Raw genomic sequence first — 12,883 nt, forward strand, 5'->3', positions numbered from 1 at the left:
CAAAAATACAAAAAAGATAGTTAAGAGGTCATATTATGGAAAAAGGTTATCGTAAATGGATCGCGTTAACGGCCATGTCATTAGGCACTTTTATGGGCTTGCTGGATGTCACGGTTGTCAACGTGGCGTTACCAACAATGGCTCGGCATTTTAACGAGACATTTACTAATCTACAGTGGGTTTTAAACATTTACACGTTAGTCCTGGCAGTTAGCCTGCTGATTCTTTCTAAGATCGGGGATATGTACGGACGTAAAAAGATCTTTTTAGCTTCAATTATCGTTTTCATTGTTGCTTCTGCCATTAACGGAATCGCACCCAATCCAATTGTTTTAGATATTGGTCGAGCTTTTCAAGCGGTTGGTGGCGCTGGCATGAATTCTTTAGCAATGGCACTGGTAGCTTCTAACTTTAGCGGTGCCAGACGAGGTCTTGCGTTAGGCATCCTAGGGTCGGTTATCGGTATGTCAACAGCTTCGGGGCCTCTAATTGGTGGCTACTTAGTTGAAAACTTTGGCTGGTCATCGATCTTTTTTGTTAACGTGCCAGTCGGAATTATTACCATTATTCTCACCATTATCTACGTTAACGAGACGCCAAGTTATGGTGCCAATCAAAAAATCGATCTACTGGGCATGATCCTATCAGCAGCTACCCTATTTAGCCTGATCTATGGCTTGATCCAAAAAGAAGGTCACACAACTTGGCAGTGGACCAATTTAAATGTCCTCGCCTGGCTGATTGCAGCCGTTGTATTATTAGTCCTTTTCATTTACACAGAGCGCCACGTCAAGCAGCCGATGATTGATTTAAGGATGTTTAAGAGCGTGCATCTAATTGGCACTTTGATCATCGCCCTCGGATTAGGAACAGCAATTTATTCGTTCAACGCCTTTTTGACCGTGTTAATGCAAAACTACATTGGTTATTCAGCTCTTCAAACTGGGGTTCGGCAATTAACAATCAGCATTTGGTCACTCATTCTCGGTCCCGTAACCGGTGTTTTAGGGGCTCGTTTTTCCAAGCGCAAAATGATTGGCTTCAGTCTTTTCCTAGGTGGCATTGGTTTCTTAATGTTTATGAATGCGATGACTGTCCACCTTAGCTTTAGCAATATGTGGCCAGCAATGATTTTGATGGGCATTACTAACGGGATGGTCAACCCGCTGTTGAATACCGCCGGAATGGAGGGTGTTCCTCCCCAAGAAATGGGGATGGCATCGGGATTGATCAACGTCTTCCGGCAAATTGGAACGACCATTGGCGTGGTTGGCTTGGGACTCGTCCAAGATAACCGCTATGAGGACTATTTGAACGTTCATCTTCATCAAATTGCCAACCTGCCATCTGGCCTGGTGACCACTCTAAAAAAAGCGCTCGTGGATGCCGGTCCGTTTGCTGGCCACGGCATCGCTTTTTCAAAACGAATGGCTGCCACGCCGTTTGCCCACGATTTTCAACGTGTAGTCCTTTCTGCGTATAGTCAATCGATGAAGGGCATTGCGCTGTCATCCGCAATCGTCTTATTTGTTGCTGGCATAGCCGCCCTGACCTTAATGCGAGACCAGAAATCATCTGACTTTAATGAATAGATACACGTTTATTTTAAATCAAGGCACTAATAATTGATCAATTTTGCCAAAAGCCGAACATGTGTTTGAAATCCTTTAGAAACTATGATATTATAGCGATAAATGAAACCGAATGCTAGAGGTGTACCCATGACAAAATCTTCAGAATCAAAACAGATTGCAATTTTGCGATTTATATATGATCAGACTCAGTCACATGGCTATCCGCCAACTGTCCGAGAAATTGGTGAAAAAGTGGGCTTAAGCTCGACTTCGACCGTTCACGGCCACATTGCCCGACTAGCCAAAAAGGGCTACCTGATTAAGGATCCTACCAAACCCAGGGCACTAGAGGTTACCGACTTAGGCATTGAGACACTGGGCGTAGTGACGACTCCCACTAAGATTCCCGTTCTCGGAACCGTTGCCGCTGGTGAACCAATTCTGGCTGTCCAAGAGGCTGTCGATTACTTCCCTGTGCCTGATCAACTTCAAGAGGAAGCCAGTGATTTATTCATGCTTCAGATTCGCGGTGAAAGTATGATCAATGCGGGTATTTTAAATGGTGACAAAGTCATTGTGAAAAAACAGCACGCTGCCGAAAATGGTGAGATCGTCATTGCGATGACTGAAGAAAACGAAGCCACCTGCAAACGATTCTACAAGGAAGATCACTACTACCGTCTTCAACCTGAAAACGATACGATGGCTCCAATCATTCTCAATAAGGTGACAATTCTAGGTAAGGTCATCGGCTTATATCGTGATGAAATTTCATAGTGCATTGCGCCAATGGTGATGTCAATGAATCACTGGATATAAAATTAAGACAGACGAGTTCGAAACATCTTCGGACTCGCCTGTCTTTTTAAGACCTTAATTAAATGTTTAGTTAGAACCTGGATCCACTACTGATCAGTCACTGCTTTTTTGCTGCGGTCAAGGTACTGTCTCTGATCATGTTGGATGCCCTTTAACACAAATCTAGCATCATCATCCGATGTATCAAGCAAAACGTCGTGAGCTGGCAACTGGCGGTTAAAAACTGCCTCATACTCCGCAACACTTAATTGTTTACGAGAAGCAAAGAAGTGTTCAAACCATTGCTGTGATGATTTGGAGTCAAATTCGGGACTGATCGTGCCACTTAAAAATTCGCCCTCCGCACCAGAACCATAGCTAAATAATCCAATTCGCTGACCGGTGTGTAACGTGGCGTTGTCGAAAAGCGATCTAAGGCTGAGATAGAGCGACCCCGTATACAAATTACCGACCCGTCGATTGTAAGATCGACTAGCTTCAAAATTTTGCATCAACGTTTCTTGCTGTGCCGCCGTGGCCTCTGGAAGAATGGCGCGTAACCCCTTAAGACCCATTTTAGTAAAGGGTAAATGGAAAGCAAAAGCTGTAAAATCAGCAATTGAACGCCCTGTTTGGCCTTGATAGTCTTGCCAAACCGCTTTAAAGAAGTCAATATAAACATTTTCAGAATAGCGACCATCCACCAAAGCCTCACGACGATATAGTGGCCGCCAGAAGTCCATAATGTCTTCTGAGTGAAACGCCGATGCGTCATCTAAAATCAAAAGTCGTGGATCAGCGGTGATCGTCATCGCCACTGCTCCACCACCTTGCGTGACCTCACCCGGGGTATTTAACCCGTACCGGGCAATGTCAGACCCAATGACCAAAACTTGTTTATCAGGGTGCAGCAAGACGTAATCATGAGCAAACTGCAGCCCGGCCGTGGCACCGTAACATGCCTGCTTCAGTTCAACTGTTCGCAGGTTATCAGGTAAGTTCAGCAACCGTTTTAAGTAAACGGCCGCTGACTTAGAGTTATCGATCCCTGATTCCGTACCAAACAAAACCATGGCAATTTGTTGGCGGTTGTCTTGATCAATGATCTGTGAAGCTGCGTTGGCCGCTAACGTGACTGCATCTTGGGTCACCGGAATAACCGCTTGTTCAGATTGACCAATACCGATCCGGTATTTGTCAGGATCTTCGTCCCTTGCATGAGCAAGATCTGTCAGGTCTAAATACGTTTGGGGCGTGTAAAACGCCAGTTGATCAATTCCAATTTGCATAAAAGTTCGCCTCATTTAGCATTTTTTTGTCCAAGATAGTGGTAATTATAATCCATGCCATCCGTATAAAGCTCGTATGATGCCTCCGTTTCATCGGCAAAAATCACGGCAATTGCGGGGGTCCCCCACGATGAGTAGCCCCAAAAGACGGTGTCATCATAGTCATACGGGTCGTTTGGGTGATGGTGAAAGCCCTGGGTTCGGTCCCACACTGTGCCGTGAGTTCTGACCCAGTCTTCGGCAATCCCTGCCTTCACCTCATCAAGCCGTTCATCATTATCCAAAATTAGCAGTCGTAACCGTGTCCAGTCAATTTGCCAATTGTGTTTCTTTGGCCGTTTTTGGCCTGATTGATAAACGGACGAGGCTTCGATCACGTTTAAGGAAATCGGCTTTAGGTCTTGAAAACGCATTTTACGGCCCCCTTTGTAAAAATTAAGTACTTATTCATACCGTCTGCTTTTCATTTCATCGTCTACCATGCTATCATAGTATTAATCGCTTACCAAGGAGTGACTGTCTTGCAATTTTGGTTTTCTAGCAACTGGAACGTTTTGACTGCATTAATACTTTTGCTGGTGGGTCTTTGGTTGACATCAATGTTCTATCATCGCCCGAGATCGCGCCAACGAATCGTTTTGCTAGTGATAACTTTGCTGTTGGTCTTGATCAGCAGTTTGTGGTTGGGCGCAGTACTTCAATATGCTGCGATCGATCCTGCGGTGCGTTTTAAATAGTGAGACATCGCTTCAGTTACACCACTTGGCGCAGTGATTGCGCAAAACTATTTTAATATAATGGGGTGTTTGGATTGGAAAGTACTTCGATTAAAATTATTTCCAAAGGCGGATTAACAGGTGAAACTGTTAATCAATTAACGAATGAACTGTCAAAATATACTTTTAAAGTCATGCTGAAATATCAGGGCACGACAACGATTGCTAACAGTTCGCTTGGTGTTATGAGCCTTGGAGTTCCAGAGGGCGCCGAAATTCAGCTTAGTGTTGACGGCACCGCTGATCAACTTAAAGAAGTTGTTCAAACCTTAATTGATAACAAGTTTGCGACAACTGTCTAAAGTTCCTTTCAGTCGGCAGCTATTTAGCCGACTGTTTTTAGTTTTATCACAGATTGTCTTGTTTCGGCAAGATTCAGGGGAGAATATTAAGCATGCATATAACAAAACAATTGTTTACCGGATTAGTGGCGGCAGGCGCCCTACTAGTCTTCACCAATAGTCAAACGGCGCACGCCTCGTTGAGTCCTAATAGTTCACAACCACGAACTGACATGGTCGATTTATCTAGTTGGCAATCAAATTTAAGTGCTAGTGACTACCAAAACCTCCATGACGCCGGTGTTAAAGCGGTCGCCATCAAAGCAACTGAAGGCACTACATACACTAGCCCAGTGTTGCAGCAACAGACTCAAGATGCACAAGACGCAGGTCTATCAGTCAACTACTATCACTTTGCGCACTTTACATCTGTCGCTGCGGCAAAGACTGAAGCACAAAACTTCATTAAGGCTGTCCAAGCGGTCACTGATTCTAAAAACATGGTCATGGTTGTCGACTTCGAGTCCAGTGAACTGGCTGGACTATCAAAGAGTCAAAATGATGCTGATCTAGCTGCCTTTGACAGTACCTTAAACGCTGCCGGATACAATAAGACCGACCTGTACACAATGGCTAGCTGGCTTGGCGATCACATCGACACCAATGCTAGTAACCAAGGCTGGATAGCTCAATGGCCCGCTAATCCCACGGGGACTTCCTACCCGAATGCGAATGCTTGGCAATGGGCCAGTGACTACCGCTTTAATGGTGAATCACAGGATCTGGACGTGAGCCAGTTAAACAACGACTACTACATTAATGGCGACGCCTCAGTTTCAGCTCATACAAGCACCAGTAATTCCACTCCGAAGACGACGCTAGTTAAGGTCCCAGCTCCCACGGCCACGACGAATACTTACTCGGCCACCCGTTCTAACTCTGTCCGGTTAGTTTGGCGCTATTCAATGAAACGTCACGCCTATTGGACGTTATCTGGCGCGCGGTATTCTAAACATCTGGGCGTCAAATACGCATCGATGAAAAATCTACCGCACACGACATGGTATACAGACGGTCACGAAAAGTTATACCGGAAGGCCTCTAAGAGTTCCATCATCTATTACCACATCCGCAGTGGCAATGGTAAACATGCTGGCTGGATCTGGCGTGGTTATTTGCACGCAGGTGTAAATCCCAATGCTTAGTTGATGATTACTAAATTGACCTCACACTAATTTTCAGTCTGCTGTGTAATACTTTAAGTAGCAAAGACAATAACGTGTCGTAAATTATGATGAACAAAAACGACTTATTGAAAAATTCCAATTGGATTTCTTGATAAGTCGTTTTTCTTTGAATAATCGACCCATTTTCTAATTGATCAGACCCCAGCTGTTCGAATTTGGATTGATTTCCGTAGTCCCGGTTGTCGGTTAGACACTTAGACTACATATCATTCATGTTTTAATGATCCTATCTTAAATTAAATTTTGATATCCTTAACATGCTCAATTAACCTTTGAAAGAAATTCGGCTCCCTTCGCAGCCAACGTTGAGCCGACAATTAAAAGACCTAGAAGCCGAATTGCAAACAGCCTTATTTATTCGTGAACAACACCATATGACTTTAACTGAGTCTGGCGGTATCTTTCAAAGTCGAGCGCGTCAAATCTTATCGTTAATCAATCGAGCGAGTGACGAAGTTAAAATTAGTAACGATGAATTAACGGGAACCCTCGTCATCGGTTGCGTTGAATCCACAATTTCTGAAGCTTTAGTCAACTATATTAAAGCGTTTAGATAGCATTTTCCATTAGTTAAATTTGAACTTTATGATATGGATGGTAACGAAATCAAAACCGACTTAGACCAAGGCGTTATCGATTTAGGTTTTGTGCTGCAACCTGTGGAAGCGGTGAAATATCATTTTTCGAATTTAAATGTTACCGATCGTTGGGGAGTCATCGTCTCTCAGAATTCAAAATACGCTCGTTTAAACCAAATATCAGCTAAAGAGATGACAGAAATGCCCTTACTAGTTCCTCGCAGCTCTTTAGTTCAGAATAGCTTAGCAGACTCTTTAGGAATTTCAACTGATGACCTAAATATCATCGGAACACAAAACCTAGTCACCAACTCCTTACATCTTTGTCGATTAAACGTTGCTAATTCATTATGTGCTGGCGGTGCATTAATTTCCGGAACTCCCGGATTAAAGTTTCTGCCGCTAGTAGGAGCCCATCCAATCAAACACTTAATGATTTGTAAAAAAGCAGATACTTGACTCAAGCGGTTCGACAATTTGTTCAATCGGTTCAAGAACAGTCTGAAAATTAAGGGATTTGTGACTGTTCTTCAAACAACGTAAAACGGTATCTAACAATTGAAATCATGCTATACTAAAGTGTAAAAGGAGTGAGCGCTATGCCTGAAAAAAAAGAACCTGAAAAAAAGTCGACCTTTAAAAAAATTCGTCGTGGCATGCACGGAAGCTGCCCTCAGTGTCATCATGAAATGACAATTTATTATGGCATGAACCGCTGTCCATCATGCGGTTACCTCTTCCGATCCAACTTCATTGTAAAGTAAAAAGGAGCCTGTTCATGCTGACAAACTACCTTGAATTTTGGACCAAAATTACCGTCTTCAATGCAACGGCTACGCGGTCGCAATATTGGACGGCTTATATAGCTAACGCAATCATTATCTGGTTATACGCCTTAGCCAGCGGGGAACTTTGGGCTTTCAGAGGTGACTTTTCCCATTTGGGGGCCAGTTTAAACTCACTGTTTTTTATTCTTTTATTAATTTTGGACTGGATCGCTAACTTTACCATTCGAGCGCGCCGTCTTCACGACTCAGACCACAGTAACTGGTGGCTGCTGATCACGGTTGTACCGGTCATCGGCAACTTGTGGCTGTTTGTTTTATTGCTCATGCCAACCATTGATAACCAGCGGTGGCCTTTAAACCAATCCCAAGTTCAGTGAATGCGTCTATGCACGTTAAAAGCGGTTGATTCCCCATTATGGAAATCAACCGCTTCTTTTGTTTAGTTAATAATGAACACAGATTCAAATCGGTCAACTTTCCCTGATCATTCATCTTTTTCCTGCGCATTCACAACGAGAACCTGCACGTTTGCCTGACGGACTACATACGCCGTTGTCGAGCCAATTAACAAACGGTTGATCGCATCCGCTCCAGATTTACCCATCACGATGAGATCAATACCTTCCTTGTCAGCTGCTGAGACGATTTCATTTTTGGGGATGCCCTCAGTGATGATCGTCTTGGTCTGAACGCCAGCTTCCTCAGTCAATTTCTGACCTTCTGTGAGAATACCTTGTGCTTGTTTTCTAAATTCACCACTCAAATCATACGGAATGCTACCCGATGCAATTGCCATGCCACTCTGGTTAACTACCGACATCAACGTAATGGTCGAACCAAAATACCGACTGATCTGAATTGCTGTTTTCAGCGCCGACCGTGAGTTCTCACTACCATCCAGCGGGACCAAAATCTGGGAATACATTGTCATCACTCCTTTGACAAACCTGAGCCTCTTACTAATTTAATTATGAATGAAAAAACGAGCAGGTGCAATTAAAATGCGTTGAATTTTGTTGTATTTTCAGACAAAATGAGGCTGATTTGATGACGAAATACCGCCAGAAAAACTGTTATTTTTACTGTTGCCGTAAACCCGAACTGAATAGTTGCCCGGTTTCACCTTGATTGCTTGTGTGGTATGGCCATTTTTGAAAGTCAACGTTTTGTAACGTTTGCCGTTTCGGAACAGTCGAAAAGTGTACCGACGATGGCTTTCTTTTTGGTTGGCGTTATAGGCTGTGATCACCACGTGCAATCGATGTGTTGGCGTCACAGTAACACGTTTAGTCGAGACTGAGCGGGTAGTCACCTGTTTCAGTGCCGAAGTATGCCGGGTAGCTGCTGCGGCTGGAAACCCCTGGCTATTTAGCCAGTTAAGTCCCAGAAAACCAAGAGCTAACATAATAACTGACATTTTAATGCGTTTGTCCATGGCGTCCTCCTTATACATTAAATAATATGATTACTAGCATAACGTAACAGAATTAAGGACACATCACGGGCAAATCACAATTCGATGACGAAAGATTGCAAAAGATCCTTAAATTGAAATCTTTTGCTGGTAATTAGCGTTAACTTAGCGTAATCTTGTAAAAGTGATTTTAAGGAAAAGGAGTCGATATTTTGAAACTAAAAAAAGCAACTCTCGCAGATTTAGATACGATTATTGATATTTTAAAAGACGGCAGTAACCAGCTTGCCGAAAGTGGCGTTAATCAGTGGCAGGGCGACTACCCTTCTAGAGACCAAATTACCTATGATATTAATCATGGTTTCGCCTACGTGGCGCAATCTGATGACAATCAAACGGTTGGTGCAATTGCGGTAGTCAGTGCGCCAGATACCTCTTATGACACGATGAAGGGCCAATGGCGGAACAATTCTGATAGCTACATTGTCATCCATCGTGTTGCTGTTCATTCTAACCATGCTGGACACGGCTATGCCACACAACTACTTGAAGCAGTTATCAACCACGTGATTTCTGACCACCCTGAAATTAGAAGTATTCGAATCGACACCCATGCAGACAATAAGCCAATGCAACATTTGATCAACAAAATGGGCTTTACTAAAGTTGGTGAGATCTACGGTGTCTATCACCCAACAGATGAAAGTTTTGTTTACGAAAAACTACCCCATGAATCTGCAGAACAGGCCAGCTAACAACTAAATGAGCCTGACAAAGCTCGTTTAAAATCAGAATAGAGCAACTCAAAGAGTGAATTTCCTGAATTTTAGGAGATTCCTCTTTTTTGTTAACCAACGGAAACGTAACCTAAACCGACCCTACCTTGAATAAAATACGTGATAGCCATTTTTAATCAGCAAGCCACGACATTTTCTAAGGCAAGTCACTTGAGTTACCGCCACCGCACCATTAAAATAACACAAGTCCTTAAAATGAAAGGAAGTCTGTAAAATGCCATTACTTCAGTTTAATCTTGTTAAAGATGCTTGGACCAAAGAGCAGGTCCAGACTATTCTGGATAGTGCCTACGATGTGACTTTAAAAACTTTGGGCGCACCCCAGGGTGATCGTTACCAAACTGTCAGCTACTACGATCCAGATGATTTGATCATGGGCGATACTGGTCTAGGCTTTCAACGTTCAGAAAAACGGATCCTGCTGAATATTCGGACTCGGCCGCGAACTCGGGAACAAAAGATCAACTTTTATCATCAGCTTATGGAACAACTGCACGATAAATTAAGGCTAGATGCAAATGATTTAATGATTACGATGATCGTCAATACTGATGAGGATTGGAGTTTCACTTCTGGAAAGGCGCAATTTTTAACTGGTGACCTATAGTTGAAAAACTGAAAATGAAAGGAATCTTGCTTAGATTCCAGAATGGAATAAATAACGTCGTGGAGTTCTAATATTAGAATCTACGACGTTATTTGCGCAATGGCGCGAGATCCGGGTTTAAGGAGCGTTTTCGGGTAAAGGCAGTCTTAAAATTGAACAGCGATTTTAACTTCCTTGCATTAGAAAATCAGTTTGATCTTAACACCCATCACTTTTTCCAAGCTCAGTTGCCTTAGACAACACGCCGGATTTCTAGAAAATAATCAGAAGTATGAGTCTGTCGACTTGGTCACTTTTAAAGCTGATTAGCCAATAATTTTCCAAGTTCACTTTGCTGCAAAAAATACGGAATTTCATGTTTCCCAGTCCGTTGGTTGTTGCCGCAAAGCTTTATTCAATGCCGTAATTAAACCAAGCGCAACTACTGCATAGAAGGCGGCACCGAAATTGATTTCTCGTAAACCCACGACATCTAGCATCATTGACGCTGTGACTGAGCCCAGTGAAATACCATAATTAAAGAAAATCGAACTTAATGAAGACGCTAAGACCAGTGCCTGGGGATAGTCGTGCTCTGCAATCGACAGTAAATGAACCTGTAATGGTGAACTTAAGAGCGTCACCATCAACGTTAATAATAAGATAATGCCCAAGCCAAAAAACTTATTTGTTAAGACCTCTGGTAGGAGCGTCAAAATGATCATATCCGCCACGTAATACTTTGGTAGTCGATTTAAACCACCGTGTTTCGCCAGATGACCCGACCACCGGTTTGAACCAATGGTCATAATACCTAGTAAAAACAGTAGCAGGTTCAAACTTCCTTGACTGAACCCTAAGCCACTCGTCAGCAATGGTCGGATATAAGTGTAATAACCATACATCGTCGCAGCTGTAAATAAGGCCAGTAAATTACCTAAAATGATCCGCCGATCACGAAATAATTTTAATTGATCAATAATCGTCCCCCGGACCTGCGGCGTGTGTCTTGGTAACAACGCAATTAGGCTAAGGAGCGTGCCAAATGTTAGCACGGAAACCACTAGGAAAGCAGCTCGCCACGACAATCGCATACTGATTGCGGTGCCAATTGGAACTCCAAATACCGACGCAATACTAAAACCGGCAAAAACACTAGCAACCAGGCTCGCCCGCTTTTCTTTTGGCGCAATAGCAGTCACAAACGTCATCACTAGCGAAATAATTGCTCCGGCAACACTGGCGGCAATTATCCGTGAAACCAGCAACCAAATGTAATTTGGGGCCAGCCCACTCAATGTATTTCCAACCAGAAAAATAGTAATGAATACCAGCAGTGTTTTATAACGGTCGAAACGGCTGGTCAGAATTGTCAAAATCGGTGTGCTGACGGCATAAACGATGGCAAATACCGTTACCAAATAGCCGATTTGGGTGATTGGCACGTGCAAATGGCGGGCAATGTCAGATAAAATTCCCACGACCATAAATTCATTACAACCGAGCATGAAGGTAACCATCACAAAAACAGTGGCCTGGGCATGAAGACGAAATTTTGACATTTTTAACCACCTCCCGTTTAACGCACTTCTGCAACCGATTTCAGAGGTAGTATACCCCGGGATAACCAATTTTTCCCGCAATTTGTCTTCCTCGTTTTCTCATGCTTTTTACCAGTTATGAGTCTTGTTAAATGCCTTTCAGCAGTCACATTTGAACCCTCACAAGTTGCATTTTTACAGTAAATTCTTCATAATTAAATGTGCAAACTAATTATGAATTTTAAAAAGAGGGTTTTACTATGTTCAATTCAAAAGTTGCGCTTGGTACTTGGTCTTGGGGCTCCGGTCGCAATGGTGGTGATCAAATTTTTGGGAACCACTTGAAACAAGCTGATCTTCAAGCAGTGGTCGACACTGCTATGGCCGCAGGACTGAACCTGTGGGACACTGCAGCAGCGTACGGTCAAGGTAGTTCCGAAACATTATTAGGTAATTGTCTGCAGAAGTATAACCGCAGCGATTACTTCTTATCAACTAAGTTCACACCCGTTTTTGCCAGCGATGGTGAAGATGCCGTCGACCAAATGCTATCGGAAAGTTTAAAACGCTTACACACCGATTACGTCGATCTCTACTGGATCCATAATTCGGATGACGTTGAAAAGTGGACCCCAAAAATGATTCCGCTCGTTAAGCAGGGTCTCGTCAAGCACATTGGCGTTTCCAACCATAATCTGGCTCAGATCAAGCGGGCTAAAGAGATTCTTAATGAGGGTGGCGTTGAACTATCTGCCGTTCAAAACCACTACAGCCTGTTGTATCCACAATCGCAAGAAACTGGCATTTTGGACTACTGCCATCAAAACAACATTACCTTCTTCCCATATATGGTGCTGGAACAAGGCGCTCTCAGCGGCAAATATAACGTTGATCATCCCTTTGCAGGCGACAGCCAACGGGCTAGAACTTACAATCCGATGTTAAAAGAACTGACAGCTTTGACCGATAAAATGTCAGAAATTGCTGATAAATACAGTGTGGCAGTTGCTGACATTGCAACGGCTTGGGTCATTCAAAAAGGGACCACGCCAATTATTGGGGTCACCAAAAAGGAATACATTGCTGACACCAAACGGGCGACAGACTTAAAGTTGACCCAAGATGAGATGACATCACTCGAGGATCTGGCTGCCAAAACCCACGTGAATACCCGTGGTCATTGGGAAGCAAACATGAATAAATAACGCTAACTT

General features: G+C 43.3%; 14 protein-coding genes and 1 pseudogene. 10 read left to right on the plus strand and 5 right to left on the minus strand.

Going from position 1 to position 12,883, the window contains the following annotated elements; all coding sequences use genetic code 11:
- Positions 1 to 35 precede the first annotated feature (35 nt).
- Together GM612_RS01395 and lexA are read left to right on the plus strand one after the other, a co-directional pair.
- Positions 36 to 1,592, plus strand: a complete 1,557-nt coding sequence (locus GM612_RS01395; RefSeq protein WP_155430577.1) for an MFS transporter — start codon at positions 36 to 38, stop codon at positions 1,590 to 1,592.
- A gap of 129 nt (positions 1,593 to 1,721) precedes the next feature.
- The gene (lexA, locus tag GM612_RS01400; RefSeq protein WP_155430578.1) at positions 1,722 to 2,351 is read left to right on the plus strand and encodes a transcriptional repressor LexA; all 630 of its coding nucleotides are present in this window, start codon (positions 1,722 to 1,724) and stop codon (positions 2,349 to 2,351) included.
- Between the two features lie 128 nt (positions 2,352 to 2,479).
- Here the strand turns inward: lexA and GM612_RS01405 are convergent, their stop codons facing one another.
- Both GM612_RS01405 and GM612_RS01410 read right to left on the minus strand, forming a co-directional pair.
- Positions 2,480 to 3,661, minus strand: coding sequence for a hydroxymethylglutaryl-CoA synthase (locus tag GM612_RS01405; protein ID WP_155430579.1), 1,182 nt, complete (start codon positions 3,659 to 3,661; stop codon positions 2,480 to 2,482).
- Between the two features lie 11 nt (positions 3,662 to 3,672).
- Entirely contained in the window at positions 3,673 to 4,074 is a 402-nt protein-coding gene (locus GM612_RS01410) for a hypothetical protein (RefSeq protein ID WP_155430580.1), read from the minus strand.
- Between the two features lie 398 nt (positions 4,075 to 4,472).
- Between GM612_RS01410 and GM612_RS01415 the strand changes: the two genes are divergently transcribed.
- From GM612_RS01415 to GM612_RS01435, 5 genes and pseudogenes are all read left to right on the plus strand, one after another.
- The gene (locus GM612_RS01415) at positions 4,473 to 4,739 is read left to right on the plus strand and encodes an HPr family phosphocarrier protein (protein ID WP_155430581.1); all 267 of its coding nucleotides are present in this window, start codon (positions 4,473 to 4,475) and stop codon (positions 4,737 to 4,739) included.
- 92 nt (positions 4,740 to 4,831) lie between these two features.
- Complete coding sequence (locus GM612_RS01420) at positions 4,832 to 5,923, plus strand: GH25 family lysozyme (RefSeq protein ID WP_155430582.1); 1,092 nt, start codon at positions 4,832 to 4,834, stop codon at positions 5,921 to 5,923.
- Between the two features lie 347 nt (positions 5,924 to 6,270).
- Positions 6,271 to 6,522, plus strand: a complete 252-nt coding sequence (locus tag GM612_RS01425) for a LysR family transcriptional regulator (RefSeq protein WP_173021185.1) — start codon at positions 6,271 to 6,273, stop codon at positions 6,520 to 6,522.
- 15 nt (positions 6,523 to 6,537) lie between these two features.
- Positions 6,538 to 7,002: pseudogene (locus GM612_RS01430) on the plus strand (type 2 periplasmic-binding domain-containing protein); the annotation flags it as partial.
- A 319-nt stretch (positions 7,003 to 7,321) separates the two neighbouring features.
- Entirely contained in the window at positions 7,322 to 7,708 is a 387-nt protein-coding gene (locus GM612_RS01435; protein ID WP_173021186.1) for a DUF805 domain-containing protein, read from the plus strand.
- Between the two features lie 107 nt (positions 7,709 to 7,815).
- Here GM612_RS01435 and GM612_RS01440 read toward each other — a convergent pair whose 3' ends face one another.
- Together GM612_RS01440 and GM612_RS01445 are read right to left on the minus strand one after the other, a co-directional pair.
- Positions 7,816 to 8,256: a universal stress protein gene (locus GM612_RS01440; protein ID WP_155430586.1), complete on the minus strand. Its 441-nt coding sequence runs from the start codon at positions 8,254 to 8,256 to the stop codon at positions 7,816 to 7,818.
- Positions 8,257 to 8,355: 99 nt separating this feature from the next.
- Complete coding sequence (locus GM612_RS01445) at positions 8,356 to 8,766, minus strand: hypothetical protein (RefSeq protein WP_155430587.1); 411 nt, start codon at positions 8,764 to 8,766, stop codon at positions 8,356 to 8,358.
- Between the two features lie 191 nt (positions 8,767 to 8,957).
- Here GM612_RS01445 and GM612_RS01450 point away from each other — a divergent pair, with 191 nt between their 5' ends.
- On the plus strand, positions 8,958 to 9,500 hold the full coding sequence (locus tag GM612_RS01450; RefSeq protein ID WP_155430588.1) for a GNAT family N-acetyltransferase: 543 nt from the start codon (positions 8,958 to 8,960) through the stop codon (positions 9,498 to 9,500).
- A 256-nt stretch (positions 9,501 to 9,756) separates the two neighbouring features.
- Positions 9,757 to 10,149 carry a tautomerase family protein gene (locus tag GM612_RS01455; protein WP_155430589.1) on the plus strand — a complete coding sequence of 131 codons (393 nt, stop codon included), beginning with the start codon at positions 9,757 to 9,759 and terminating at the stop codon, positions 10,147 to 10,149.
- A gap of 353 nt (positions 10,150 to 10,502) precedes the next feature.
- Here the strand turns inward: GM612_RS01455 and GM612_RS01460 are convergent, their stop codons facing one another.
- Positions 10,503 to 11,690, minus strand: coding sequence for an MFS transporter (locus GM612_RS01460; RefSeq protein WP_155430590.1), 1,188 nt, complete (start codon positions 11,688 to 11,690; stop codon positions 10,503 to 10,505).
- A 239-nt stretch (positions 11,691 to 11,929) separates the two neighbouring features.
- Between GM612_RS01460 and GM612_RS01465 the strand changes: the two genes are divergently transcribed.
- The gene (locus tag GM612_RS01465) at positions 11,930 to 12,874 is read left to right on the plus strand and encodes an aldo/keto reductase (protein ID WP_155430591.1); all 945 of its coding nucleotides are present in this window, start codon (positions 11,930 to 11,932) and stop codon (positions 12,872 to 12,874) included.
- The last annotated feature ends 9 nt before the right edge of the window (positions 12,875 to 12,883 follow it).

Origin of the sequence: Secundilactobacillus folii (assembly GCF_009720675.1) — a bacterium.
Taxonomy (GTDB): Bacteria; Bacillota; Bacilli; order Lactobacillales; family Lactobacillaceae; genus Secundilactobacillus; species Secundilactobacillus folii.

Bases quoted from the DNA above. Each gene is read 5' to 3' on its own strand.
- GM612_RS01395 (WP_155430577.1), top strand. From the start codon at position 36: ATGGAAAAAGGTTATCGTAAATGGATCGCGTTAACGGCCATGTCATTA.
- lexA (WP_155430578.1), top strand. From the start codon at position 1,722: ATGACAAAATCTTCAGAATCAAAACAGATTGCAATTTTGCGATTTATA.
- GM612_RS01405 (WP_155430579.1), bottom strand. From the start codon at position 3,661: ATGCAAATTGGAATTGATCAACTGGCGTTTTACACGCCCCAAACGTAT.
- GM612_RS01410 (WP_155430580.1), bottom strand. From the start codon at position 4,074: ATGCGTTTTCAAGACCTAAAGCCGATTTCCTTAAACGTGATCGAAGCC.
- GM612_RS01420 (WP_155430582.1), top strand. From the start codon at position 4,832: ATGCATATAACAAAACAATTGTTTACCGGATTAGTGGCGGCAGGCGCC.
- GM612_RS01435 (WP_173021186.1), top strand. From the start codon at position 7,322: ATGCTGACAAACTACCTTGAATTTTGGACCAAAATTACCGTCTTCAAT.
- GM612_RS01440 (WP_155430586.1), bottom strand. From the start codon at position 8,256: ATGTATTCCCAGATTTTGGTCCCGCTGGATGGTAGTGAGAACTCACGG.
- GM612_RS01445 (WP_155430587.1), bottom strand. From the start codon at position 8,766: ATGGACAAACGCATTAAAATGTCAGTTATTATGTTAGCTCTTGGTTTT.
- GM612_RS01455 (WP_155430589.1), top strand. From the start codon at position 9,757: ATGCCATTACTTCAGTTTAATCTTGTTAAAGATGCTTGGACCAAAGAG.
- GM612_RS01460 (WP_155430590.1), bottom strand. From the start codon at position 11,690: ATGTCAAAATTTCGTCTTCATGCCCAGGCCACTGTTTTTGTGATGGTT.
- GM612_RS01465 (WP_155430591.1), top strand. From the start codon at position 11,930: ATGTTCAATTCAAAAGTTGCGCTTGGTACTTGGTCTTGGGGCTCCGGT.